This window comes from Streptomyces sp. IMTB 2501, assembly GCF_001953885.1.
Taxonomy (GTDB): domain Bacteria; phylum Actinomycetota; class Actinomycetes; order Streptomycetales; family Streptomycetaceae; genus Streptomyces.
The window spans coordinates 381,504-405,055 of sequence record NZ_MQUS01000003.1 but is presented as its reverse complement, the minus strand read 5'-3'; the positions used below and the strand labels follow the sequence as shown (position 1 = coordinate 405,055).

General features: G+C 71.5%; 23 protein-coding genes. 11 read left to right on the top strand and 12 right to left on the bottom strand.

Features of this window, described 5'->3' with window-relative positions:
- Positions 1 to 58: 58 nt before the first annotated feature.
- From AV521_RS08305 to AV521_RS08295, 3 genes are all read right to left on the bottom strand, one after another.
- The gene (locus AV521_RS08305; RefSeq protein WP_076085705.1) at positions 59 to 1,030 is read right to left on the bottom strand and encodes an aldo/keto reductase; all 972 of its coding nucleotides are present in this window, start codon (positions 1,028 to 1,030) and stop codon (positions 59 to 61) included.
- A gap of 161 nt (positions 1,031 to 1,191) precedes the next feature.
- Positions 1,192 to 2,622 (bottom strand): argininosuccinate lyase, encoded by a 1,431-nt coding sequence (argH, locus tag AV521_RS08300; protein WP_076085702.1) that lies wholly within the window; start codon positions 2,620 to 2,622, stop codon positions 1,192 to 1,194.
- 74 nt (positions 2,623 to 2,696) lie between these two features.
- Complete coding sequence (locus tag AV521_RS08295) at positions 2,697 to 3,893, bottom strand: argininosuccinate synthase (protein WP_076085699.1); 1,197 nt, start codon at positions 3,891 to 3,893, stop codon at positions 2,697 to 2,699.
- Positions 3,894 to 4,060: 167 nt separating this feature from the next.
- Between AV521_RS08295 and AV521_RS08290 the strand changes: the two genes are divergently transcribed.
- From AV521_RS08290 to AV521_RS08280, 3 genes are all read left to right on the top strand, one after another.
- Complete coding sequence (locus tag AV521_RS08290; protein ID WP_179022926.1) at positions 4,061 to 4,945, top strand: hypothetical protein; 885 nt, start codon at positions 4,061 to 4,063, stop codon at positions 4,943 to 4,945.
- Between the two features lie 185 nt (positions 4,946 to 5,130).
- Positions 5,131 to 5,718, top strand: a complete 588-nt coding sequence (locus tag AV521_RS08285; protein ID WP_076085695.1) for a pyridoxamine 5'-phosphate oxidase family protein — start codon at positions 5,131 to 5,133, stop codon at positions 5,716 to 5,718.
- Positions 5,719 to 5,721: 3 nt separating this feature from the next.
- Entirely contained in the window at positions 5,722 to 6,426 is a 705-nt protein-coding gene (locus AV521_RS08280) for a L,D-transpeptidase (RefSeq protein ID WP_076085692.1), read from the top strand.
- Between the two features lie 52 nt (positions 6,427 to 6,478).
- Here AV521_RS08280 and AV521_RS08275 read toward each other — a convergent pair whose 3' ends face one another.
- Both AV521_RS08275 and AV521_RS08270 read right to left on the bottom strand, forming a co-directional pair.
- On the bottom strand, positions 6,479 to 7,939 hold the full coding sequence (locus AV521_RS08275; RefSeq protein WP_076085689.1) for a cell wall metabolism sensor histidine kinase WalK: 1,461 nt from the start codon (positions 7,937 to 7,939) through the stop codon (positions 6,479 to 6,481).
- Positions 7,936 to 8,676, bottom strand: a complete 741-nt coding sequence (locus tag AV521_RS08270) for a response regulator transcription factor (protein WP_076085844.1) — start codon at positions 8,674 to 8,676, stop codon at positions 7,936 to 7,938. The genes AV521_RS08275 and AV521_RS08270 overlap by 4 nt, the downstream gene beginning before the upstream one ends.
- Positions 8,677 to 8,887: 211 nt before the next feature.
- Here AV521_RS08270 and AV521_RS08265 point away from each other — a divergent pair, with 211 nt between their 5' ends.
- The 8 genes from AV521_RS08265 (at position 8,888) to AV521_RS08235 (ending at position 17,183) form a co-directional block, all read left to right on the top strand.
- The gene (locus tag AV521_RS08265; protein WP_076085686.1) at positions 8,888 to 10,240 is read left to right on the top strand and encodes a ferric reductase-like transmembrane domain-containing protein; all 1,353 of its coding nucleotides are present in this window, start codon (positions 8,888 to 8,890) and stop codon (positions 10,238 to 10,240) included.
- 10 nt (positions 10,241 to 10,250) lie between these two features.
- A complete protein-coding gene (locus AV521_RS08260; RefSeq protein ID WP_076085683.1) occupies positions 10,251 to 10,730 on the top strand; it encodes an FMN-binding protein in 480 nt (159 codons plus the stop codon).
- Positions 10,731 to 10,789: 59 nt separating this feature from the next.
- The gene (locus tag AV521_RS08255; protein WP_076085679.1) at positions 10,790 to 12,172 is read left to right on the top strand and encodes a ferric reductase-like transmembrane domain-containing protein; all 1,383 of its coding nucleotides are present in this window, start codon (positions 10,790 to 10,792) and stop codon (positions 12,170 to 12,172) included.
- Between the two features lie 45 nt (positions 12,173 to 12,217).
- Positions 12,218 to 13,051 (top strand): FMN-binding protein, encoded by an 834-nt coding sequence (locus AV521_RS08250; protein ID WP_179022924.1) that lies wholly within the window; start codon positions 12,218 to 12,220, stop codon positions 13,049 to 13,051.
- A 4-nt stretch (positions 13,052 to 13,055) separates the two neighbouring features.
- Positions 13,056 to 13,847 carry an FAD:protein FMN transferase gene (locus AV521_RS08245; protein ID WP_076085838.1) on the top strand — a complete coding sequence of 264 codons (792 nt, stop codon included), beginning with the start codon at positions 13,056 to 13,058 and terminating at the stop codon, positions 13,845 to 13,847.
- Positions 13,848 to 13,968: 121 nt separating this feature from the next.
- The gene (locus tag AV521_RS49160; RefSeq protein ID WP_179022922.1) at positions 13,969 to 14,139 is read left to right on the top strand and encodes a hypothetical protein; all 171 of its coding nucleotides are present in this window, start codon (positions 13,969 to 13,971) and stop codon (positions 14,137 to 14,139) included.
- 75 nt (positions 14,140 to 14,214) lie between these two features.
- Positions 14,215 to 16,029: an ABC transporter ATP-binding protein gene (locus AV521_RS08240; RefSeq protein WP_076085675.1), complete on the top strand. Its 1,815-nt coding sequence runs from the start codon at positions 14,215 to 14,217 to the stop codon at positions 16,027 to 16,029.
- Positions 16,026 to 17,183 (top strand): serine/threonine-protein kinase, encoded by a 1,158-nt coding sequence (locus AV521_RS08235; RefSeq protein WP_079249167.1) that lies wholly within the window; start codon positions 16,026 to 16,028, stop codon positions 17,181 to 17,183. Before AV521_RS08240 ends, AV521_RS08235 begins: the two co-directional genes overlap by 4 nt.
- Positions 17,184 to 17,216: 33 nt before the next feature.
- Here AV521_RS08235 and AV521_RS08230 read toward each other — a convergent pair whose 3' ends face one another.
- From AV521_RS08230 to argC, 7 genes are all read right to left on the bottom strand, one after another.
- Complete coding sequence (locus AV521_RS08230) at positions 17,217 to 17,981, bottom strand: hypothetical protein (RefSeq protein WP_076085672.1); 765 nt, start codon at positions 17,979 to 17,981, stop codon at positions 17,217 to 17,219.
- Positions 17,971 to 18,558, bottom strand: a complete 588-nt coding sequence (locus AV521_RS08225) for an RNA polymerase sigma factor (RefSeq protein ID WP_076085669.1) — start codon at positions 18,556 to 18,558, stop codon at positions 17,971 to 17,973. The genes AV521_RS08230 and AV521_RS08225 overlap by 11 nt, the downstream gene beginning before the upstream one ends.
- A 130-nt stretch (positions 18,559 to 18,688) precedes the next feature.
- Positions 18,689 to 19,234, bottom strand: a complete 546-nt coding sequence (locus AV521_RS08220) for an arginine repressor (RefSeq protein WP_023552003.1) — start codon at positions 19,232 to 19,234, stop codon at positions 18,689 to 18,691.
- Positions 19,235 to 19,241: 7 nt separating this feature from the next.
- Positions 19,242 to 20,447 (bottom strand): acetylornithine transaminase, encoded by a 1,206-nt coding sequence (locus AV521_RS08215; RefSeq protein ID WP_076085666.1) that lies wholly within the window; start codon positions 20,445 to 20,447, stop codon positions 19,242 to 19,244.
- Positions 20,444 to 21,346 (bottom strand): acetylglutamate kinase, encoded by a 903-nt coding sequence (gene argB, locus AV521_RS08210; protein WP_076085663.1) that lies wholly within the window; start codon positions 21,344 to 21,346, stop codon positions 20,444 to 20,446. The genes AV521_RS08215 and argB overlap by 4 nt, the downstream gene beginning before the upstream one ends.
- Positions 21,343 to 22,521 carry a bifunctional glutamate N-acetyltransferase/amino-acid acetyltransferase ArgJ gene (gene argJ, locus AV521_RS08205; protein WP_076085660.1) on the bottom strand — a complete coding sequence of 393 codons (1,179 nt, stop codon included), beginning with the start codon at positions 22,519 to 22,521 and terminating at the stop codon, positions 21,343 to 21,345. The genes argB and argJ overlap by 4 nt, the downstream gene beginning before the upstream one ends.
- Entirely contained in the window at positions 22,518 to 23,546 is a 1,029-nt protein-coding gene (gene argC / locus AV521_RS08200; RefSeq protein ID WP_076085657.1) for an N-acetyl-gamma-glutamyl-phosphate reductase, read from the bottom strand. Before argC ends, argJ begins: the two co-directional genes overlap by 4 nt.
- Between the last annotated feature and the right edge of the window lie 6 nt (positions 23,547 to 23,552).

Genomic DNA, 23,552 nt, shown 5'->3' with positions numbered 1-23,552 from the left:
GTGACTCATATCTGCTGGTCGGCGTGGGTGCTCTCGGCCGGCCGGCGTGGCCGTGGGGTCAGTGCCAGGGCAGCTGTCCGCGCCGCTCCCAGTAGGCGCGCGGGTCCTCGGCGAGCGTGGCGAGGCGGGTCAGCTGGTCCGCGTCGAGGTCCACGGCGGGGGCGTGCAGGTTGGAGAAGAGCTGGGGGACGGTCGCGGCGCCGGAGAGGACGACTCCGGCCCAGGGCCGGCGCAGGATCCAGGCGAGGGCCACCGCGTCGCAGCCGAGGCCGGCCTCCTCGGCTACGGCCTTGAGCGCCTCCGGGGCGTGCGGTGCGGCGAGCCGGCCGTTGGCCATGCCCTCCTTGACGATCACCGTGAGCCCGGCGTCGTGCGCCTCGGCGAGCGCGGGTTCCGCCGAGGTCTCCAGGGCGTTGTACGTCGACTGGACGGTACGGAAGAGGGGCTCGCCGTCGACCGTGATCGCGAGGGCGGCGCGGATGGCGTCGGCCTGGGTGGGGCCGCTGGTGGAGAAGCCGATGGTCAGCCCCTGGGCGGCGGCCTCGACGAGCTTGGCGTGCAGGTCCTTGTCGGTGAGGGCCGGGCTGTCCGGGGTCACCGAGTGGATCTGGTAGAGGTCGAGCCGGTCGCCGAGCAGGGCGTCGGTCTCGGCGCGCTGCCGCTCGTACGTGGCGAGGCTGTGGTCCTTGACCTCGTGCGTCTCGGCGTCCGCCGACCAGCCGGCGGTGTAGGTGTAGCCCCATTTGCTGCCGATGACCACGTCGTCGATGTCGGGGCGGGTGTTCAGCCAGTCGGCGAGGAACTCCTCGGACCGGCCGTAGGAGCGTGCCACGTCGAAGTAGCGGACGCCTTGGGCGTAGGCGGCGTCGAGGAGTTCGTGGGTCCGGGTACGCATCGCGTCGACGCTGCGGTTCTCGCCGAGGTCTTCTTCGCGGCCGAGGTTGATGTAGCCGGGGCGACCTACTGCGGCCAGGCCGAGGCCGATGTGGCAGGTCGGCGTGGTAGCTGTTGCGAGGCGGGTGAAGGGCATCGCGGGTTCCGTTCGGTCGGCTCCGGTACGGTTTCCGACCAACGTAACCCGCGATGCCCTCCAGGTCCGCCCGAGAACTCGGTTCGTCCGGCGGTTCGGCGAATGCGGGAGCGTTGTGGCCGGCCGCGCAGTTCCCCGCGCCCCTCACGGGGCGCTGTCCCTCAGCTCTTCTTCGCGGACGCCCACTCGTGCTGGGCCGCCACGTCCGCCTTGACCTCGGCGAGCTGAACGGCGACCGCGCTCGGTGCCGTGCCGCCGCGGCCGTTGCGGGAGGCCAGGGCACCGGGCACATTGAGGACCGTACGCACCTCCGGAGTGAGATGCGCCGAGATCTTCGCGAACTGCTCGTCCGTCAGCTCGTCCAGTTCCTTGCCCTCGGCCTCGGCGACCTTCACGCACTCCCCCGCGACCTCGTGCGCCACGCGGAACGGCACGCCCTGCTTGACCAGCCACTCGGCGATGTCAGTGGCGAGCGAGAAGCCGGCCGGGGCCAGTTCCTCCATGCGCTCGCGGTTGACCGTGAGGGTGGCGATCATGCCGGTGAAGGCCGGCAGCAGCACCTCCAGCTGGTCGCAGGAGTCGAAGACCGGCTCCTTGTCCTCCTGGAGGTCGCGGTTGTACGCGAGCGGCAGGGCCTTCAGCGTCGCCATCAGCCCCGTCAGGTTGCCGATCAGGCGGCCGCTCTTGCCGCGCGCAAGCTCCGCGATGTCCGGGTTCTTCTTCTGCGGCATGATCGACGAGCCCGTGGAGAACGCGTCGTGCAGGGTCACGAAGGAGAACTCCTTCGTGTTCCAGATGATGATCTCCTCGGCGATCCGGGAGAGGTTGACCCCGATCATCGCGGTGATGAAGGCGAACTCGGCGACGAAGTCACGCGAGGCCGTGCCGTCGATGGAGTTGCCGACGCTGCCGTGCTCGAAGCCGAGGTCCTTGGCCACGGCTTCCGGGTCCAGGCCCAGGGAGGAGCCGGCGAGGGCGCCGGAGCCGTACGGCGACACCGCCGTACGGTCGTCCCACTGGCGCAGGCGCTCGGCGTCCCGGGACAGGGACTGCACATGGGCGAGGACGTGGTGGGCGAAGAGCACCGGCTGGGCGTGCTGGAGATGGGTGCGGCCGGGCATCGCGACGTCCGGGTGGGCCTCGGCGAGGCCGATCAGGGCGTCCTGGAGGTCGGCGATCAGGTCGCCGATCGTACGGGCGTGGTCCCTCAGGTACATCCGGAAGAGGGTCGCCACCTGGTCGTTCCTCGACCGGCCGGCGCGCAGTTTGCCGCCGAGGTCGGGGCCGAGGCGCTCCAGCAGGCCGCGTTCCAGGGCGGTGTGCACGTCCTCGTCGGCGATCGTGCCCACGAAGGAGCCGTCGGCGACATCGGTCTCCAGCCGGTCGAGCCCGGCGATCATACGGGTCAGCTCGTCCTCGGTGAGCAGCCCCGCCTTGTGCAGCACGCGCGCGTGGGCACGCGAGCCGGCGATGTCGTACGGCGCGAGGCGCCAGTCGAAGTGGACGGACGCGGACAGCTTCGCCAGGGCCTCGGCGGGACCGTCGGCGAAACGACCGCCCCAGAGCCGTACGTCACCGCTGCTGCTGCTCACTTGCGCTGCTCCTAGAGAAGTGGGTCGAGAAGTCGGTCGGAGAAGTCGGTCGGTCACGGGAGGTCCGCGTCAGGCTATGCCTGCGGATCACGCCGTGCGGCGATCTTCGACGACAGGCTGTAGATGTCGATGAATCCCTTGGCGGCGGACTGGTCGAAGGTGTCGCCGGTGTCGTAGGTGGCGAGGTTGAAGTCGTACAGGGACGACTCGGAGCGCCGGCCGGTGACGACGGCGCGGCCGCCGTGCAGGGTCATCCGGATGTCGCCGGTCACGTGCTGGTTGGCCTCGTTGATGAAGCCCTCCAGCGCGCGCTTGAGCGGGGAGAACCACTGGCCGTCGTAGACGAGTTCGCCCCAGCGCTGCTCGACCTGCCGCTTGTAGCGGGCGAGTTCACGCTCGACGGTGACGTTCTCCAGCTCCTGGTGGGCGGTGATCAGGGCGATCGCGCCCGGGGCCTCGTACACCTCGCGGGACTTGATGCCGACGAGCCGGTCCTCGACCATGTCGATCCGGCCGATGCCCTGGGCGCCGGCGCGCTCGTTGAGCTGCTGGATCGCCTGCAGGACGGTGACGGGCCTGCCGTCGATCGCGACCGGGACGCCCTCCTTGAAGGTGACGACCACCTCGTCGGGCTCGCGCGGGACGGCCGGGTCGGCGGTGTAGTCGTAGATGTCCTCGATCGGGGCGTTCCAGATGTCCTCCAGGAAGCCCGTCTCGACCGCGCGTCCGAAGACGTTCTGGTCGATGGAGTACGGGGACTTCTTGGTGGTGGCGATCGGGAGCTGCTTCGCCTCGCAGAAGGCGATCGCCTTGTCCCGGGTCATCGCGTAGTCGCGGACCGGGGCGATGCACTTCAGGTCGGGCGCGAGGGCGACGATGCCGGCCTCGAAGCGGACCTGGTCGTTGCCCTTGCCGGTGCAGCCGTGGGCGACGGTCGTGGCGCCGTGCTTCTTGGCGGCGGCGACGAGGTGCTTGACGATCGTGGGCCGGGACACGGCGGACACCAGCGGGTAGCGGTCCATGTAGAGGGCGTTGGCCTTGATCGCGGGGAGGCAGTACTCGTCGGCGAACTCGTCCCTGGCGTCGGCGACCTCGGCCTCGACGGCACCGCAGGCGAGGGCGCGCTTGCGGATGACGTCCAGGTCCTCGCCGCCCTGGCCTACGTCCACCGCGACGGCGATGACCTCGGCGCCCGTCTCCTCGGCGATCCAGCCGATGGCGACGGAGGTGTCCAGACCGCCCGAATAGGCGAGTACGACGCGCTCGGTCACGGGTTTCTCCTCACACTGCACTTGCTGTCATGCATGAGTATGCAGAACTCTGCATGATTCGTCAATCGACAGCCGGAGTGAACGCCCGAAACCGCTTTCTCGTACTTCCCTCTGCACGCAGGCGCCGCGTTGCCCAGACGTCGACCCGACCCAAGTGAGGCTTCCGTATGTCCAGGGCTCTTCCGAAGTACAACAAGCGCCGCGTGGCGGTCGCCGGCGGTGCCGCCGCCGTGGTGCTGTCCGGCGCGGTGATCGCCGGCTCGGCCCTCGCCGGCACCCCCGCCAGGAGCGACGGCGCCGCCCAGGCCCGCACCCTGGCGAGCCCCGGCACGATCAGCTGCCCGGACGTAGCCTCCAGGCTCCCTGCCGTACCCGCCTCCGCGAAGGCCGAGGTCGACCGCAACCTCACCCTCCTCCAGACCCAGATCCAGGAGGCCAACAAGCGTTTGCAAACGACCGTCGGCCAGGGCGGACCCAACTTCGTCAACAACGCCATCCTCGGACCCCTCAAGGACAAGCGCGTCTCCACCATCGACCGCATCGCCATCGCCATCGGCCGCACCACCACCAAACCCACCGGCCTGGACACCCTCGCCGCCTGCTCCCTGAACACGGGCGGCGCGAACACCGGCGGCGGGAGCACGTCGAGCACGACACCGACCCAGCAGTCGGGCACCGGCACGGCAGCGGGCGCGAACACCGGGGCCGGCAGGAACACCGGGGCCGGCACGAACTCCGGGGCCGGCACGAACTCCGGGGCCGGCTCGATCACCTGCCCGGACGTAGCCTCCAGGCTCCCCGCCGTACCCGCCACCGCGAAGGCCGAGGTCGACCGCAACCTCACCCTCCTCCAGACCCAGATCCAGGAGGCCAACAAGCGTTTGCAAACGACCGTAGGCCAGGGCGGACCCAACTTCGTCAACAACGCCATCCTCGGACCCCTCAAGGACAAGCGCGTCTCCACCATCGACCGCATCGCCATCGCCATCGGCCGCACCACCACCAAACCCACCGGCCTGGACACCCTCGCCGCCTGCACGCTCGCTCAGTGAGGCAGCAGACTCACCGCGGCCGCCCCGCCCGGGTGGCCGCGGTGGGTCCGCATGCGGGCGGACGGCTGGGCTTGTCCGGACGGGAGCGTCTGGATGGGGGGCGGCCCGGGTGGGGGCGTCCGGATCGTGGGCCGGTGTGCGAATTCGTTAGACAGGCGAAAGAATCGCGTCGATACTCGGTGGACATGGGAAAGAGCTACGAGCGCATCGACGGCAGGCTCCGGACGTTCATCGAGGAGCAACCCCTCTTCTTCACCGCGACCGCGCCGCTGTCCGGCGACGGCACGGTCAATCTCTCCCCCAAGGGCCTCCAGGGCTCCTTCGTCATACTCGACGAACTGACCGTGGCCTACCTGGACTTCGCCGGGTCAAATGCCGAGACCATCGCCCACCTCAGGGAGAACGGGCGGATCACCCTGATGTGGTGCGCCTTCCAGGGCCCGCCGAACATCGTGCGTGTGCACGGTCGGGGCGAGCCCGTCTTCCGGGACGATCCGCGCTTCACGGGGCTGCTCGCCCATTTCCCGGACATCGACCCGAGCGCGCACGGACTGCGCGCGGTCATCGTCGTACACGCGGAGCTGATCCGGGACAGCTGTGGGTACGCCGTCCCCTACATGGCCTACGAGAGCGATCGTGAGCTGCACGGGAAGCGGTTCGCGCGTGAGGACGACGCCTCGCTGAGCGCCTACTTCGCGAAGAAGGAGCACATCGCGACGAGCCTGGACGGGCTACCCGGGCTGCCGTTGCCGCTTCCCCCGTCTACCGTCTGAGCCATGCGCCCCGGTGTCGTGCTCGCCCTCGTGTCCGCGTCCTCGCTCGCCCTGCTCGGTCTCGCACCGGGCCCCGGGACCGTGCCGCTGCCCGCGCGGATGGCGGACACCGGCGGCGGCACCCAGCTGATCACGGCTCAGGCACCGGGCACCGACGCCACGTCGGGGACCCTCAGCTGGTGGGACCTGCGGGACGGACAGTGGGTGCAGGCCGGTACCGCACCGGCGCGGTTCGGGGCGAACGGGCTGGTGGAGGGGGCCACGCGGAAGCAGGGGACGAACACGACACCGACCGGGCTGTACGGCCTTCCCTTCGGCTTCGGGATCAAGGCGGCGCCGAGCGGGACGAGCGTCAAGTACCTTGCGGTGAAGGACAGTTCGTGGTGGTGCGAGGACACGGAATCGCAGTCGTACAACCGGTGGGTCGAACCGCTGCCGGACGACTGCCGGGCGTCCGAGTCCGAGCATCTGATCTCTTACACCTCTCAGTATGCCTACACCCTTGTCATCGGGTTCAACTACGACCAGCCCGTTCGTGGGCTCGGCGCCGGGATCTTTCTGCATGTCAACGGGCAGGGAGCTACGGCTGGTTGTGTGTCGGTGCCGGAGGACACGATGCAGCGGATTCTTGCCTGGGCCGAGCCGGGGAAGCTGCCGCATGTTGCCATCGGGACGGTTGACGGAGCCACAGCTCTGACGCGGTACTGATGTGCCGTGCGCCCACGCGGCGGAGCCGCACATCGATCCGGCCTCGCGCCCCTCAGGTCGGCAGACTGACCCTGAATGTCGTAGAGCCGGATCTGCTTTCCAAACCCACGCTCCCTCCGTGCGCCTCCGCGACCGCCGCCACGATCGACAGACCCAGGCCCGCTCCTCCTCCGGAGGCGTCCGGGCGGCGGCGGTGGTCGGCCCTGGTGAAGCGTTCGAAGACGCCCGGCCGGACGTCCTCGGGGACGCCGGGGCCGTCGTCGTGGACCGAGAGGACGGCCACTTCGGAACTGACCTCCAGGGTGACCGTCACCTTGGTGCCAACGGGTGTGTGCAAACGGGCGTTGGCCAACAGGTTGGCCAACACCTGTTGGAGGCGGTGGGCGTCGCCCGGGACCATGACCGGGTCTTCGGGGAGGTCCAGGGACCAGCGGTGGTCCGGGCCGGTGGCGCGGGCGTCGGTGACCGCGTCCAGGACCAGACGGGTCAGGTCCACCGGGCGGCTCTCCAGCGGTCGGCCCGCGTCGAGGCGGGCCAGCAGGAGGAGGTCGTCCACCATCTCGCCCATGCGGGCGGACTCGGCCTTGATGCGCCGCAGGGCCCGGGTGACCTCCGGTGGCACCGGGCCGGGGTGGAGGAGGGCCAGCTCGGCGTGGCCGCGGACCGAGGCGACCGGGGTGCGCAGCTCGTGGCTGGCGTCGGCGGCGAAGCTGCGCAGCCGCTCCTCGCTCGCGTGCCGCTTGGTCAGCGCGTCCTCGACGTGCCGCAGCATCCGGTTGAACGCCGCCGCCACCCGGCCGACCTCGCTGCGCGGGTCGCTGTCCGGGGCGCGCGGCGGCAGTGCCACCTCGCCGCTGGCCAGGGGCAGCTCGCTGACCCGGGTGGCGGTCGCGGCGACCCGGCTCAGCGGGCGCAGCGACCAGCGCACCCACAGCGCCCCGGCCACACCGGCGACGGTCAGGGCCAGGCCGAAGACGACCACCGCGACCAGTTCGAGGCGTTGCACTGCGGCCCGTACCGGCTCCGTCGGCAGCCCCGTGACCAGCACGTCGCCGTCCCTGCCGCGCCACGCCATCAGCCGGTAGTCCCGCAGCTTCGACAGGCACACGGTGTGGCCCGCGCCGTCCACGGGAAGCCCGGCCAGGGCCGCGCGGTCGGTGGCGGTCAGGCTGGTGCCGGGGTCCTGCCCGTCGCCGGCGGGCACCACGGCCGCGCTGGTGACCTGGCCGCCCAGCAGGCGGGCGCCGAACGTCTCGGCGGCCTGGCGGCGGGTGTCGCCGTGCTCGTCGCCGTCATGGTCCGACGGCCTGTAGGTGCCGTGCTCCAGGCTCTGCGGAAAGGCCGGACCGGCCTGCTGGAGCTGCTGGTCGAGCCGGCGGGTGAGAAAGCCGTTCAGCTCGACGACGGCCGCCACGCCGACAGCGGCACAGCTGATCGCGAGGAGCACGACCAGACCGGCGATGAGCCGGGCCCGCAGGGTGCGGGGGCGGGGCAGCCGCCATGCGAACGTCACCTGGTCACCGGCTTCAGGACATAGCCCGACCCGCGCACCGTGTGGATCATGGGCTCGCGTCCCGCGTCTATCTTCTTGCGCAGGTAGGAGATGTACAGCTCGACCACGTGGGCCCGGCCGCCGAAGTCGTAGGACCAGACCCGGTCGAGGATCTGCGCCTTGCTGAGCACACGGCGCGGGTTGCGCATCAGGAAGCGGAGGAGCTCGAACTCCGTGGGGGAGAGTTCGATCAGGTCACCGGCCCGGGTGACCTCGCGGGCCTCCTCGTCCATCGCCAGGTCGCCCACGGTCAGCCGTGGCCCCTCCTCCAGTTGCCGGGTCAGGCCCGCCCGGCGCAGCAGACCGCGCAGCCGGGCCACGACCTCCTCCAGGCTGAAGGGCTTGGTGACATAGTCGTCGCCGCCCGCCGTGATGCCCGCGATCCGGTCCTCGACCGCGTCGCGGGCCGTGAGGAAGAGCACACAGACGTCCGGCTTCACCTCGTGCAGCCGGCGCAGCACGGCGAAGCCGTCGGTGTCCGGGAGCATCACGTCCAGGACGACGGCGTCGGGCAGCAGCTCGCGCGCGCCGGCCACGGCCGAGGCGCCGTCGCCGGCCGCACGCACCTCCCAGCCCTCGTAGCGCAGGGCGCCGGTGAGCACTTCCGCGAGGTCGGGGTCGTCGTCGACGACCAGGACGCGCAGCGGGGTGCCGTCGGGTCGGGTGAGGGCCGGGCGGCCGGTACGGGTGGTGTTCATCGCGCCTACCAGCATCACCCGGACGGACGGGTGGGACGTACCGCCTCCGCTCTGAATTTTCTGTGAGTGCGCTCACCGGTCCGCCCGGCGCCGACTGCGCGTTTCCCCTGTGTCCGCGCGCGAAGCGGCCGGTCACCAGGGCGTTTCAGAGGTGGCTCAGAACTTCGCCCCGCACAGTGGCCTGGCACGACGGACGAAGGGACGGCGACCGATGACCACTGTGGAGACGAGACGGGCGGCGCCGCCTGGGCCCGTGACCGCACGGCGCTCCCCCGCCGGGCCCGTGCTGGCCGTGCTGTGGGCCGGGGCGGCTGCCGTCCTCGCACTCTGGTGGGCGGACACCGGGTCCGTGGCCGGTACGGCCGGCCTGCTGACCGGCGCCGGGCGGATCGCCGGGCTGCTGTGCGGGTACGCGTGTGCGGTGCTGGTCGCCCTGATGGCGCGGGTGCCGCTGCTGGAGACCCGGATCGGCTCGGACCGGGTGGCCCGCTGGCACGCGATGGCCGGCCGGTACACGGTCTGCCTCCTCGTCGCGCACATCGTGCTGATCCTCACCGGGTACGCCGCCCAGGACCGGGCCTCGCTCTGGCACGAGACCGTGACCGTCGTCCTGGACTATCCGGACATGCTCAAGGCCACCGCCGGCACGGTGATCCTCTTCGCGGTCGGCATCACGTCCATGCGCGCGGTACGGCGCCGTACGAGCCATGAGTTCTGGTACTACGTCCATCTGCTGACGTACGCGGCCGTCTTCCTGGCCTTCTTCCACCAGCTGGCGCTGGGCAACGAGTTCAACGGCAAGCCGGTGGCGACCGCCGTCTGGTACGCCCTGTATCTGGGGGTCGCGGCCCTGGTTCTGTGGTTCCGGGTCCTCGCCCCGGTCCGCCTCAACCGGCGCCACCGGCTGCGCGTGGAGTCGGTGCACCAGGAGGCGCCGGGGGTGTACTCGGTCGTCGTACGCGGTCGGCATCTGGAGGAGCTGGGCGTACGGCCGGGGCAGTTCTTCCGCTGGCGGTTCCTCGGCGAGGGGATGGGCTGGACGTCGACGCCGTACTCGGTGTCGGCGCCGCCGCGCCCGGACCGGCTGCGGATCACCGTCAAGGCGCTCGGCGACCACAGTGCGGCCGTGGCGCTGCTCAGGCCCGGCACCCGGGTGTGGGCGGAGGGCCCGTACGGCTCGCTGACCGCCGACCGGGCCACCGCACACCGCTCGCTGCTCATCGCGGCCGGTGTCGGCGTCACCCCGCTGCGGGCGCTGTTCGAGACACTGCCCGGCGAGGTCACGCTGCTGTACCGGGCGCGCCGGGCCGAGGACCTGGCGCTCGGGCAGGAGCTGGAGGCGATCGCGCGGTGGCGCGGCGCGCAGGTGCTGTACGCGCTGAACGGGCCCGGCGGGGAGCGCCCGGACATCTCGGCAAAGGCGCTGCGCGCCACCTTCCCCGGCCTCGCCGGCCACGACGTCTACCTCTGCGGGCCGCACGGCTTCGCCCGGGACATGTACGAGGCGCTGCGGGCGGCCGGGGTGCCGGACCGTCGTATCCACCACGAGTCGTTCGAGTTGTGAGGCCGTACACGTGCACGCGTTGAAGAAGAACCGTCCCCTGCGCCGCATCGTGCTGGCGAGTGCCGCGACCGTCTCCGGCATGGTGCTGCTGCTGTCGCTGAAGCCGCACACGAGCCCCACGCTGACGACCGCCGACGCCAAGTCGCCCTCTGTGTCCAGCAGTTCGGCCCCGTCGAGTGGATCGAGCGGCTCCGCCTCCGGCTCGAAGGGCATCTCCAGGTCCGTCACCGGCGACACCGTCCAGACCCGCTGGGGCCCGGTCCAGGTGCGGGTGACGATCAAGAGCGGCAGGATCACCGATGTGACGGCCGTGCAGTACCCGTCGGACAACCCGCGCGACCAGGAGATCAACAGCTACGCGCTCCCCCAGCTGCGGCATGAGGCGCTGGCCGCGCAGAGCGCGGAGATCGACATGGTGTCGGGCGCCTCGTACACCAGCACCGGGTACCGGCAGTCGCTGCAGTCCGCGCTGGACTCGGCGGGGCTCTGAACACTCAGCGCATGCGGCACGTATCTCTGGGCCAAGGGCCGAGTCCCCACGGAGGAACCGTGACCACCACCCTCGCAGGCGGACGTGCCGCCCGCCGACAGACGATGCGCCGCATCCGCCCGCGCCGCAGCCCGGCCGTACCGCTGCTGCTCGCCGTGTGGGCGGGCGCGGTGGCCGTGCTGTGGCTCTGGTGGCACAACACACCGTCCATCGCCGACGACAACAGCAAAATCCTCAACGCGGGCCGGATCACGGGCCTGCTGGCCGGCTATCTGATGGCGCTGGTCGTGCTCCAGATGGCGCGCGTGCCGGCGCTGGAGCGGCGGGTCGGCTCGGACCGGGTGGCACGCTGGCACGCGATGAGCGGCCGGTACACGCTCTGCCTGATCGTGGCGCACGTCTTCCTCACCATGTGGGGGTACGCGCTCCAGGCGGGCAAGTCGCTGGGCGACATCGTGCAGCAGACCATCGACTCCATCAACCAGCTGCCCGACGTGGGCAAGGCGGCGATCGGCACGGGCCTGTTCGTGCTGATCGGGCTGACCTCGATCGGCGGGATCCGCCGCAGGATGCCGTACGACACCTGGTACCACGTCCATCTGATGACGTACGCGGCGGTGTTCCTGACGTTCTGGCACCAGATCACCACCGGCAACGACTTCGCGGTCGAGCCGGCCGCCAAGACCTTCTGGTACGGCCTGTACGGCGTGGTCACCGCGCTGGTGATCTGGTACCGGATCCTCACCCCGATCCGGCTGAACCTCAAGCACCGGATGCGGGTGGAAGCGGTGATCGAGGAGACGCCGGGCATCGTTTCGGTGCTGATCGGCGGGCGGAAGCTGCACCGGATGGGCGCGGAGGCCGGCCAGTTCTTCCGCTGGCGGTTCCTGGCGCCCGGGATGCGGTTCAGCTCGCACCCGTACTCGCTGTCGGCGGCGCCCCGCCCGGACATGCTGCGGATCACGGTGAAGGCGATCGGCGACCACAGCGCCCGGCTGCGGGAGCTGACGCCCGGCACCCGGGTGTGGGCCGAGGGCCCGTACGGGGCGATGACCGCGCAGCGCCGCAGCCGGGGCAAGGTACTGCTGGTCGCGGGCGGGGTGGGCATCACACCGATGCGGGCGCTGTTCGAGACGCTGCCCGGCGCGGCCGGGGACATCACCCTGCTCTACCGGGCCAACAGCACCCAGGACCTGGCGCTGTGGGGCGAGCTGGCGAAGATCGCCGACGAGCGGGGCGCCCGGCTGATGTACGCGGTGAACAGCCCGGAGGGCGAGCGGCCGGACATCTCCGCGGAGAACCTCCAGCGGAAGATCCCGGACATCGACCGGCACGACGTCTTCATGTGTGGTCCGGCCGGGTTCGCGCAGTCGGTGTACGAGGCGCTGCGCGGTGCGGGGGTCCCCGCCCGCCGCATCCATCACGAGTCGTTCGAGATGTGAGCGCGGGCAACGGAGAGACCGGGAGCTACGGAGAGATACGGACTGATGAGGAAGAGCCATCCCATTCGACGGGTCGTCCTGGCCACCGCCGCGACCGTGTCCGGTGTCGTACTGCTGCTGTCGCTGAAGCCGGCGTCCGATCCGGCCGCGGTGTCGGCGGCCGGCACGGCACCGCAGGCGACGGCGGGGCAGCAGGCACCGCAGGGCGGCGCGCAGGCGGCCGGTGCGGCGGGCGGCACGGTCACCGGTGACGCGACGCAGACGCAGTACGGCACCGTGCAGGTACGGCTGACCGTCGCGGGCGGCAAGATCACCAAGGCGGAGGCGGTGCAGGCGCCTAAGGGCGGACTCAGCGACCAGAAGACCGCCATGGCCGTCCCCAAGCTCAACCAGGAGGCCGTCACGGCGCAGAGCGCGCAGATCGACGCGGTCTCCGGGGCGACGTACACGAGCACCGGCTACAAGAAGTCGCTCCAGTCGGCGCTGGACAAGGTGAAGGCTTCCGCAGGGTCTTCCGCAGGGTCCGCCGGCGGGTCCCCGCCCGGGTCCTCCGCTGGGTCCGCGGGCAGGTCCTCCGGTGGCTCCTCGTCGTCCGGTGCCGCGCAGGCCCGTACGGTGACCGGGCAGGTCGCGCAGACCCAGTACGGCCCGGTCCAGGTGCGGATCACGGTCAGCGCCGGCAAGATCACCAAGGCGGAGGCGGTGCAGGCGCCCAAGGGCGGACTCAGCGACCAGAAGACCGCCATGGCCGTCCCCAAGCTCAACCAGGAGGCCGTCGCGGCCGGCAGCGCGCACATCGACGCCGTCTCCGGCGCCACCTACACCAGCACCGGCTACCGGCAGTCCCTGCAGTCGGCGCTGGACCAGGCCGGTGGCTGACACGATGGCCGAACCGGCCGAAGCTCCCGCCGCGGTGCGTCATGCGGAGGAGGTCATGGGGACCGTCTTCTCCTTCGACGTCCGTGGCGGGGAACCCCGTGCGGTGCGCGAGGCCCTGGCCGAGGCGGTCGCCGGTCTGCACGCGGCGGACGCCGTCTTCAGCACCTACCGCGAGGACAGCGAGGTGTCGCGGCTGGCGCGGGGCGAGTTGACCGTGGACCGGTGCGCGCCCGAGGTGGCCCAGGTGCTGGAGCTCGCGGCGGAGGCGGAGCGGGTGAGCGAGGGCTGGTTCAGCAGCCGCTATCGGGGCTCGCTGGATCCCACCGGCATCGTCAAGGGCTGGGCCGCCGAGCGGGCTGCGCGGCTGCTGGCGGGGGTGGCAGGGGTGAGCGGGGTGAGCGTCAACGGGGGCGGGGACGTCCAGTTGCTCGGTTCGCCGGAGCCCCAGCGGCCGTGGCGGGTGGGGGTGGCCGATCCGCTGCGGCCGGGCGGGCTGGCGGCGGTGATCTCGGCGGCCGGGGTGTCCGAGCTGTCGGTGGCGACCTCGGGTACGGCCGAGCGGGGTGCGCACATCGTGGATCCGCGGACGGGAAAGTCGGCGGTGACGGATCTGGTCGCCGTGACGGTGGTGGGGCCGCGACTGACCTGGGTGGACTGCTGGGCCACGGCGGCGTTCGCGATGGGCTCGCGGGCCGGGCTGGCCTGGCTGGAGTCCCTGCCGGACGTGGAGGCCCTGCTGATCACCGCGGGCGACGAGGTGCGGTGCACCGGGGGGTTGGCGGCGAGGCTGGGCTGACGGCGATCTCGTTCGAGCGCGTTGTCCGAGCGCGTTGTCCGAGCGAACTTTTTCGCCGGAGAGCCATCCCGTTTCCGTCCCGGGACGTATCCCATATAAAGCAAGTTTCGGGAGGTACGGAATGGCTATCTTCGCCAGTCTTCTGCCGGCCAGCCGCCATGACCACCGTAAGCACACGTCGCATCACGACCACAGCGACCACGGCCACCGGCACGGCCACCGCCACGAGCACGGTCACGACCGCGACGACCGCCACGAGCACGGCGACCGTCACGGCCACGACGACCACTGAATCGCACGTCAGGGCTGAGCGGACCGGTGGCCAAAGGACCCGGCCCGCTCCGCCGGCCCCCGAGGAACGCGTCCCATGGTGCACGTCCTGCGGCGTCTGCTCTCGGTGGGCGAGGCCTGCGACGGCGTCGTCGCGGCCGCGCCCGCCGTCTCGCCGCGTGCGGTGTTCCGGCGGTTCTGGCCGTACACGCGCGGCGGCCGCCGCTGGCTCGTCCCCGTTCTCCTCTTCAGCCTGGCCGGACCGGCCGTCGACGCCGCGGAGATCTGGCTCTTCAAGACCGTCGTGGACGGCGTGCTCGTCCCCCGCGACCCGCGGCCACTGCTGTGGATCGCACCGGCCTACGCGGGACTCATCATCTGCTCCGGGGTGCTCGGGTTCGCCGACGAGGTGACGTCCACCTGGGTCGGCGAGAGCTTTCTCCTCTCGCTGCGCTCCGAGGTGTTCCGGCATGTCCAGGGGCTGTCGCTCGGCTTCTTCGAACGCCGGCGGCTGGGGGACCTGCTGTCCCGCATCACCGGGGACGTCGACGCGGTCGAGACGTTTCTGCTCTCGGGGGTGGCGGACGTCCTCTACTACGCCGTCCAACTGGGTTTCTTCCTGGGCCTGTTGTTCTATCTGCGCTGGGACCTGACCCTGCTCGCCCTGGTGATCGTGCCGCTGTTCTGGGCTGCCGCGCGGCACTTCGCACGGCTGCTCAAAACGGCCTCGCGGGAACGCAGACGCCGCAGCGGCTCGCTCAGCGCGATCGCCGAGGAGGTGCTCGGCAATGTCGCGCTGGTGCAGGCGTACAACCGGCAGGAGTGGGAGGATCGCCGGTTCGAGCGGGAGAACGCCGGCAGGTTCCGGGCGGCGATGGACTCGGCTCGCATCCGCGCCGTCTACGGGCCCGTCGTCGAGATCATCGAGGTGACCGGGGGCCTCGCGGTGCTGGGCTTCGGCACCTGGCAACTGGCCCGGGGACAGCTCACGCTGGGCGGTCTGCTCGTCTTCCTGGCGCTGATCGGCAAGCTGTACGGCCCGGTCCACGGCCTCTCCGGGCTCGGCACCACCTTCTACGCGGCCTCCGCCTCCGCCGAACGGATCATCGAGTTGCTGGACCAGCGGCCGCAGGTCGTCGAGGCTCCGGGCGCCCGGCGGATCGGCCGCGCGCGGGGCGAGGTGGAGTTCGACGGGGTCTCGTTCCGCTACCCCGGCGCGTCCTCCTGGGCCCTGTCGGACGTGTCGTTCCACGTCGCGCCCGGGGAGACCCTGGCGCTGGTCGGGGCGAGCGGGGCCGGCAAGTCCACGGTCGCCAAACTCCAGTTGCGCTTCTACGACCCCGAGCGCGGCGCGGTCCTGCTCGGCGGCACGGACCTGCGGGGCCTGAGGCTGTCCGACGTACGGGAGAACATCGCGGTGGTACTGCAGGAGACCCTCGTCTTCCACGGCACCGTACGCGAGAACATCGCCTACGGGCGGCCGGGGGCGAGCGAGGCGGACATCGTGGCGGCGGCGCGCGCGGCGGACGCCCACGAGTTCATCGAGCGGCTCCCGGAGGGCTACGACACCCTGGTCGGACAGCGCGGCCGGACCCTGTCCGGCGGGCAGTGCCAGCGGCTGGCGATCGCCCGCGCGATGATCAGGGACGCGCCCGTGCTGCTGCTGGACGAGCCGACCACCGGGCTGGACGTGCGGTCGGGCCGGCGGATCATGGATCCGCTGCGCCGGCTCATGGCCGGGCGGACGACCGTCGTCATCTCCCACAACCTGCTGACCGTGCGCGACGCCACGCGGATCGTGGTGCTCGACCACGGCCGGGTCGTGGAAGACGGCGCCCACGACGACCTGCTCCGCGGCCAGGGCACATACGCCCGGCTGCACCGGCTGAGCGCGGACGCGGTGCCGTCATGAACGCCGTGGTGGCGGCCGGCAGTGACCTCGGGACGGACTTCGTGACAGGCGGGAGCACCCCCGGGACGAACTTCGTGACGCACGAGAGCAGCCTCGGGACCGGCGCCGTGACAGGCGAGAACACCCCCGGGACGAACTTCGTGACACACGAGAGCAGCCTCGGGACCGGCGCCGTGACGGGCGAGAACACCCCCGGAACCCGCATCGTGACGGGCGAGAGCAGCCCCGGAACCGGCATCGTGACGGGCGAGAGCAGCCCCGGAACCGGCATCGTGGCGGGCGGGAGCGGCTGCGCGCCGCTCGTGACGGGTGCGGAGCCGGCGCCGGGGTACGTGATCCTGGCGCATCTGACCCGTACGGGCTGGCTCGATGTGTACGACGCGTGGAGCGCGGAACGGGCCTGCCGGTGCGTGATCAAGGTGGTGCGACCGGACCAGCGGGGCGAGGGGCGGCTCGCCGAGCGGCTGCTGCGGGAGGGCCGGTGGCTGCGGGAGTTCAGCCATCCGCACCTGGTCCGGGGGTACGAGACCGTCACGTCGCCGGAGCCACTCGTCGTCCTGGAGACACTGACCGGCGAGACGCTGTCCCACCTCGTGCACCGGCTGCGGCGCCGGCCGGCGGCCACCGATGTGGCGCTTCTCGGCATGCAGTTGTGTTCCGCGGTCCACTATCTGCACGGCCGGGGTCTGCTGCACCTGGACCTCAAACCGGCCAACGTGGTGGTGGAGCGCGGGCATGCCAAGGTGCTGGACCTGAGCGTCGCCCGGCCGCCCGGACCGGCGCCCGCCGGGCTGGGCACGTGCTGCTACCTCGCTCCGGAGCAGGCCCGGGGCGACCCGCTCACCGCCGCCGCCGACGTGTGGGGCATCGGAGTCACGTTGTACGAGGTCGCGTGCGGTGACGTGCCTTTCGGCTGCGGCGAGCCCGGAACGGAGTCCGACGAGGGCGGCGCCGGCACGGGCGGCTCCTCGGCGCAGCCGAACGCCCGGTATCCGCAGACGGAGAAGGCGGCCCCGCCCCTCGCTTCCCGGAGGCGACTGCCACCCGCGCTCGCCGCCGCCGTCGACGCCTGTCTGCGGGCCGACCCGGCGGCGCGGCCCACGGTCGCCGAGCTGGCCGCGGCCCTGGAAGCGACCCGGCCGGGGCGCCCCTGAGCCGTACCAGGCTGAGCCGTACCCGGCACCGGTTCACTGCTCCGGCTCCACGACCTGGCCTTTCGCCAGGTGAGCTGTGGCTAGGACCGTCCCGTCGGGTGCCGTCAGCCGGGCGCCGGAGAGGGTCGAGAGGTCGCCGGAAGCCGCCACGCCCCATTCGCCGTGTCCGCCGGTCAGGGTGAAGTCGCCGACGCGCACGGTCGTACCGTCGGCGTGTTCCAGGAGGCAGGTGACCTTGCCGTTGTACGCGGCGTGCGGGCCGGCGAGATCGACGGACACGAAGATCCAGCCGGGGGTTCCGGGGTGGGCGTAGACCTCGCCGACGGTGCCGCCGCCCGTGGTCGAGGTCATGTCCCCGATCAGCATGGGCTCGGACGCGGTGGCGGGCGCGGACGAGGCGAGGACCTGCTCGACGGCGGTGCCGATCCCCCAGCCGGCGAACCCGACGGCGACGGTGACCGCGGTGGCGACGGCCGCGAGCCGGAGCCGGGCCCGCCGGGCCCGCCCGCGCAGGATCCGGGACGTAGGGCCGGAGACGCCCTCGGGAGCCTCGGACTCCGACGCCTGCTGGGCCAGCCTGCGCGCCACCCGGGTCTCGAAGCCGAGCGGTGGCTCGCTGTCCGGCAGCAGGCCGATCAGCCGGTCGCCGACCAGGGTGAGTTGGCGGACGTACTCCCGGCAGTCCGCGCACCGGTCCAGATGGGCGACGGCATCGGCGCGCTCCCGCCCGGGCAGCACGCCCAGTGCCAGCTCGGCGGCGATCTCCCGGAGCCTGTCGCAGTTCACGTCACTGGACATGGTCGCCTCGCTTCGAAGCCGCAAGTGTGGTCCGCAGTTTCGCCATGGCCGCCCTGATCCGGGTCTTGGCGGTCCCCAGCGGGATCCGCTCCGCGTCGGCGATCTGCTGGGCGGTCATGCCGTAGATGCCCGCCATCACCAGGGCCCGGGCCTGTTCGCGGGGCAGCCGGGCCACGGCGGCCCGCAGCTGGGAGGAGGTCTCGTCGGCCAGCGCCCAGCGCTCGGGGGTCTCGGTGACCACACCGAGGAGGGCGTCGAGGTCTTCCGGTGCCACCGGTTCGGTCCGCCGGGCGCGGACGGCGTCGACGGCGAGGTTGTGTGCGATGGTCGTCAGCCAGGTGGTGACCGAGCCGCGGCGCGAGTCGTAGATCTGGGCATGGCGCCACGCCCGTTCGAACGTCAACTGGGCGACGTCCTCGGCGAGTTGTTCATCCCCGGTGACAGCCATGGCGACCCCGAAGACCCGGTGCTGGAACCTTCGTACGAAGACGACCGCGAGTTCCGGATCACCGGTGGCCAGCCCGGACAGCAGCGCCTCGTCCGGGAGGCGGCCCACGGGGAACCGGAAACCCGACACACCTCTGTATACGGTCGACGCCCGCCAGGGGATTGCCCGCCCGCCTGACCCCCCGCCGCGGAAGATCACATACCCATTCTCCGCCGCCGGGCGGGGCACCGCATGCGCGCTCAGTGGCCGTTCTGCGCAGTCAGTGCCCGTTCTGCGCCAGCCGCAGCAGGTGGTCCGCCAGGGCCTGGCCGCCGGTCGGCTCCCGGCTGATCAGCAGCAGCGTGTCGTCACCGGCGATGGTGCCCAGGATGTCGTGCAGTTCGGCCTGGTCGATGGCCGAGGCCAGGAACTGGGCCGCCCCCGGCGGGGTGCGCAGGACCACGAGGTTGGCGGAGGCCTCCGCGGAGATCAGCAGCTCCTGGGAGAGCCGCCGCATCCGCTCCTCCTTCGCCGACTCCCCCAGCGGCGCGCGCGGGGTGCGGAAACCGCCCTCGCTCGGCACCGCGTAGATCAGTTCGCCGTCGGTGTTGCGGATCTTCACCGCGTTCAGCTCGTCGAGGTCCCGGGAGAGCGTCGCCTGGGTGACGCTCAGCCCGTCGTCGGCGAGCAGCTTGGCGAGCTGGCTCTGTGACCGCACCGGCTGCCGGTTGAGGATGTCCACGATCCGGCGGTGCCGCGCGGTACGGGTCTGCGGCACCGCGGCTCCGGCACCCGCGGCCTGCTCCTGGTCCTGCGCCTGGCTCATCGTCGTCTCATTCTCCGGATCGTCCGTCCCCATTCGCTGGGTTCGCTGCGTCGAGGATGCCGGGCAGCGCCCGAAGGAAGGCACCCGTCTCGGCGTCGCTCAGGTTCAGCGGCGGCATCAGCCGTACGACGTCGGGAGCGGGCGCGTTCACCAGGAACCCGGCCTCCTGGGCCGCTTGCTGCACCTGCTGCGCGCGCGGTCCGGTGAGCACGATACCCAGGAGCAGGCCGGCGCCCCGCACATAATCGATCAACGGGTGTCCGAGGCCCTCGATTCCCTCGCGGAGCTTCTCGCCCTGCCGCTTGACGTTCTCCAGCAGTCCGTCGCCCGCGATCGTGTCGAGGACGGCGAGTCCGGCGGCGCAGGCGACCGGGTTGCCGCCGAAGGTGGTGCCGTGCTGGCCGGGCTGGAGGAGTTCGGCGGCCCGGCCGAAGGCCACGGTGGCGCCGAGCGGCAGTCCGCCGCCGAGCTGCTTGGCGAGGGTGACGACATCGGGGAGCACGCCCTCGTGGGCCTGGTACTCGAACCAGGTGCCGGTGCGGCCGATGCCGGTCTGCACCTCGTCCAGGACCAGCAGGGCGCCGGTGGCGGCGGTGATGGCGCGGGCGGCCTTGAGGTAGCCGGGCGGGGGTACGACCACACCTTTCTCGCCCTGGACCGGCTCGATGATCACCAGGGCGGTCTCCTCGGTGACCGCCGCGGCCAGCGCCTGCGCGTCGCCGTAGGGCACATGGGTGACGTCGGCGGGCAGCGGCCGGAACGGGTCCTGCTTGGCGGGCTGGCCGGTGAGCGCGAGGGCGCCCATCGTACGGCCGTGGAAACCGCCGTCGGTGGCGACCATGTGGGTGCGCCCGGTGAGCCGGCCGATCTTGAAGGCGGTCTCGTTGGCCTCGGCGCCGGAGTTGCAGAAGAAGACCCTGCCCTCGCGGTCGAAGAGCTGAAGCAGCCGTTCGGCGAGGGCGACGGTGGGCTCGGCCATGAAGAAGTTGGAGATGTGGCCCAGCTGGCCGATCTGCCGGCTGACCGCCTCGACGATCGCCGGGTGGGCGTGGCCGAGGGCGTTGGTGGCGATGCCGCCGACGAAGTCGTGGTACTCACGGCCCTCGGCGTCCCACACCTTCATGCCCGCGCCGCGCACGAGGGGCAGCCGCGGGGTGCCGTAGTTGTTCATGAGCGCGCCCTGCCAGCGCTCGGTCAGCTCCTGGTTGCTCATGACTCCCCCTGTTCGTCGGGCACGACCATCGTGCCGATGCCTTCGTCGGTGAAGATCTCCAGCAGGATCGAGTGCTGGACCCGGCCGTCGATGACGCGGGCGGTCGTCACGCCGCCTCGTACGGCGCGCAGGCAGCCCTCCATCTTCGGCGCCATGCCGGCGCTCAGCTCCGGCAGCAGCTTCTCCAGCTGGGAAGCGGTGAGGCGGCTGATCACCTCGTCGGAGTTCGGCCAGTCCTCGTAGAGGCCCTCGACGTCGGTGAGGACCATGAGTGTTTCGGCGCCCAGTGCAGCAGCGAGTGCCGCAGCCGCCGTATCAGCATTGACGTTGTAGACATGTCCGTCATCCTGGGAGCGGGCGATCGACGACACGACCGGGATACGGCCGTCGGCCAGCAGGGCCTCGATCGCGCCCGTGTCGATCGCGGTGATCTCGCCGACCCGTCCGATGTCGACCCGTTCGCCGTCGATCTCGGGCCGGTGCCTGGTGGCGGTGATGGTGTGCGCGTCCTCGCCGGTCAGGCCGACGGCGAGCGGCCCGTGCTGGTTGAGCAGGCCGACCAGTTCACGCTGCACCTGCCCGGCGAGCACCATCCGTACGACGTCCATGGCGTCCTCGGTGGTGACGCGCAGGCCCGCCTTGAACTCGCTGACGATGCCGTGCCGGTCGAGGGCGGCGCTGATCTGCGGGCCGCCGCCGTGGACGACGACCGGCTTGAGGCCGGCGTGCCGCAGGAAGACGACGTCCTGGGCGAAGGCGGCCTTCAGCTCCTCGTTCACCATGGCGTTGCCGCCGAACTTGATGACGACGATCTTGCCGTGGTGGCGGGTCAGCCAGGGCAGCGCCTCGATGAGGATCTGGGCCTTGGGCAGCGCGGTGTGTTTCCGGGTCGTGGTCATGAGGAGTAGGCGCTGTTCTCGTGGACGTAGTCGGCGGTGAGGTCGTTGGTCCAGATCGTCGCGGTGTCGGTGCCCGCGGCCAGGTCGGCGACGATGTGCACCTCGCGGTAGCGCATGTCGACCAGCTCGCGGTCCTCGCCGACACAGCCGTTCTTGCACACCCACACGCCGTTGATGGCGACGTTGAGCTGGTCCGGCTCGAAGGCGGCCGAGGTGGTACCGATCGCGGAGAGCACCCGGCCCCAGTTGGGGTCCTCGCCGTGGATCGCGCACTTGAGGAGGTTGTTGCGGGCGATGGAACGGCCCACCTCCACGGCCTCCTGCTCGCTCGCCGCGTTGATCACCTCGACCTTGATGTCCTTGCTGGCGCCCTCGGCGTCGCCGATGAGCTGCCGGCCGAGGTCGTCGCAGACCTTCGTCACGGCCTCGGCGAACGCGGCGTACTCCGGGGTGATGCCGGAGGCGCCGGAGGAGAGCAGCAGCACGGTGTCGTTGGTGGACATGCAGCCGTCGGAGTCGACGCGGTCGAAGGTGACCTTGGTGGCGGCGCGCAGGGCCCGGTCCAGCGCCTCGCTGCCGAGGTCGGCGTCGGTGGTGAGGACGACCAGCATGGTGGCGAGGCCGGGCGCGAGCATACCGGCGCCCTTGGCCATGCCGCCGACGGTCCAGCCGTCCTTCGTCACGACGGAGGTCTTGTGGACGGTGTCGGTGGTCTTGATGGCGATGGCGGCCTTCTCACCGCCGTGCGGGCTGAGCTGGGCCACCGCCGTGTCCACTCCGGGCAGCAGCTTGTCCATCGGCAGCAGCACACCGATCAGGCCGGTGGAGCAAACGGCGACCTGGCCCGGGGCGTGGCCGCCGGTCGCGTCGTGGCCTCGGGTGTTGAGCGACTCGGCGACCTTCTCCGCGGTGGCGTGGGTGTCCTGGAAGCCCTTGGGGCCCGTACAGGCGTTGGCGCCGCCGGAGTTCAGGACGACGGCGGTCAGCTCGCCGCCCTTGAGGACCTGCTCGGACCACAGCACCGGCGCGGCCTTCACGCGGTTGGAGGTGAAGACGCCCGCGGCGGCACGGCGCGGCCCGTTGTTGACCACGAGGGCCAGGTCGGGGTTGCCGTTCTCCTTGATCCCGGCGGCGATGCCCGCCGCCGTGAATCCCTTGGCTGCCGTGACACTCACGGTGCGACTCCGATCGTGGAAAGCCCGGTGGTCTCGTCGAGCCCCAGGGCGATGTTCATGCTCTGGACGGCACCGCCGGCGGTGCCCTTGGTCAGGTTGTCGATGGCGCTGATCGCGATGATGCGGCCTACGGCCTCGTCGTACGCGACCTGCACCTGAACGGCGTTCGAACCGTAGACGGCCGCCGTGGCGGGCCACTGGCCCTCGGGCAGCAGATGGACGAAGGGCTCGTCGGCGTAGGCCTTCTCGTAGGCGGCCCGGACCGACTCCGCCGTCAGTCCGGCGACAGCCGACGCGCTGCACGTGGCGAGGATCCCGCGCGGCATCGGCGCGAGTGTCGGCGTGAAGGAGACCGCGACCCGCTCCCCCGCCACCCCGCTGAGGTTCTGGATCATCTCGGGGGTGTGCCGGTGGCCACCGCCGACGCCGTACGGCGACATGGAGCCCATGACCTCGCTGCCGAGCAGATGCGGCTTGGGCGTCTTGCCCGCGCCGGACGTGCCGGACGCGGCGACGATCACCGCCTCGGGCTCGGCGATCCCGGCGGCATGGGCCGGGAACAGGGCGAGGGTGACGGCGGTCGGGTAGCAACCGGGTACCGCGATGCGCTTGGACCCCGTGAGCCTGGCGCGGGCGCCCGGAAGTTCGGGGAGGCCGTAGGGCCAGGTGCCGGCGTGCGCGGAGCCGTAGAACCGCTCCCAGTCGGCCGGGTCCTTCAGCCGGAAGTCGGCGCCCATGTCGATCACGAGGACGTCCGGCCCGAGCTGCTCGGCGACGGCGGCGGACTGCCCGTGCGGCAGCGCGAGGAAGACCACGTCGTGTCCGGCGAGCGCTTCGGCCGTGGTCTCGGTGAGGACCCGGTCGGCCAGTGGCAGCAGATGCGGCTGCAGTGCGCCGAGCCGCTGACCGGCGTTGGAGTTCCCGGTCAGGGCACCGATCTCGACCTCGGGGTGCGCGAGGAGCAGGCGCAGGACCTCGCCGCCCGCGTATCCGCTCGCTCCGGCCACCGCCGCACGTACCGCCATGTCCAT

Excerpts from the sequence above, each read along its gene's own strand:
- AV521_RS08270 (WP_076085844.1), bottom strand. The coding sequence starts at position 8,676 with ATGAACACCACCCGTACCGGCCGCCCGGCCCTCACCCGACCCGACGGC.
- AV521_RS08290 (WP_179022926.1), top strand. The coding sequence starts at position 4,061 with ATGTCCAGGGCTCTTCCGAAGTACAACAAGCGCCGCGTGGCGGTCGCC.
- AV521_RS08220 (WP_023552003.1), bottom strand. The coding sequence starts at position 19,234 with ATGAGCCAGGCGCAGGACCAGGAGCAGGCCGCGGGTGCCGGAGCCGCG.
- argB (WP_076085663.1), bottom strand. The coding sequence starts at position 21,346 with ATGACCACGACCCGGAAACACACCGCGCTGCCCAAGGCCCAGATCCTC.
- AV521_RS08230 (WP_076085672.1), bottom strand. The coding sequence starts at position 17,981 with ATGTCCAGTGACGTGAACTGCGACAGGCTCCGGGAGATCGCCGCCGAG.
- AV521_RS08245 (WP_076085838.1), top strand. The coding sequence starts at position 13,056 with ATGGCCGAACCGGCCGAAGCTCCCGCCGCGGTGCGTCATGCGGAGGAG.
- AV521_RS08240 (WP_076085675.1), top strand. The coding sequence starts at position 14,215 with ATGGTGCACGTCCTGCGGCGTCTGCTCTCGGTGGGCGAGGCCTGCGAC.
- argC (WP_076085657.1), bottom strand. The coding sequence starts at position 23,546 with ATGGCGGTACGTGCGGCGGTGGCCGGAGCGAGCGGATACGCGGGCGGC.
- AV521_RS08305 (WP_076085705.1), bottom strand. The coding sequence starts at position 1,030 with ATGCCCTTCACCCGCCTCGCAACAGCTACCACGCCGACCTGCCACATC.
- AV521_RS08250 (WP_179022924.1), top strand. The coding sequence starts at position 12,218 with ATGAGGAAGAGCCATCCCATTCGACGGGTCGTCCTGGCCACCGCCGCG.
- AV521_RS08280 (WP_076085692.1), top strand. The coding sequence starts at position 5,722 with ATGCGCCCCGGTGTCGTGCTCGCCCTCGTGTCCGCGTCCTCGCTCGCC.
- AV521_RS08215 (WP_076085666.1), bottom strand. The coding sequence starts at position 20,447 with ATGAGCAACCAGGAGCTGACCGAGCGCTGGCAGGGCGCGCTCATGAAC.
- AV521_RS08285 (WP_076085695.1), top strand. The coding sequence starts at position 5,131 with ATGGGAAAGAGCTACGAGCGCATCGACGGCAGGCTCCGGACGTTCATC.
- AV521_RS08265 (WP_076085686.1), top strand. The coding sequence starts at position 8,888 with ATGACCACTGTGGAGACGAGACGGGCGGCGCCGCCTGGGCCCGTGACC.
- AV521_RS49160 (WP_179022922.1), top strand. The coding sequence starts at position 13,969 with ATGGCTATCTTCGCCAGTCTTCTGCCGGCCAGCCGCCATGACCACCGT.
- AV521_RS08235 (WP_079249167.1), top strand. The coding sequence starts at position 16,026 with ATGAACGCCGTGGTGGCGGCCGGCAGTGACCTCGGGACGGACTTCGTG.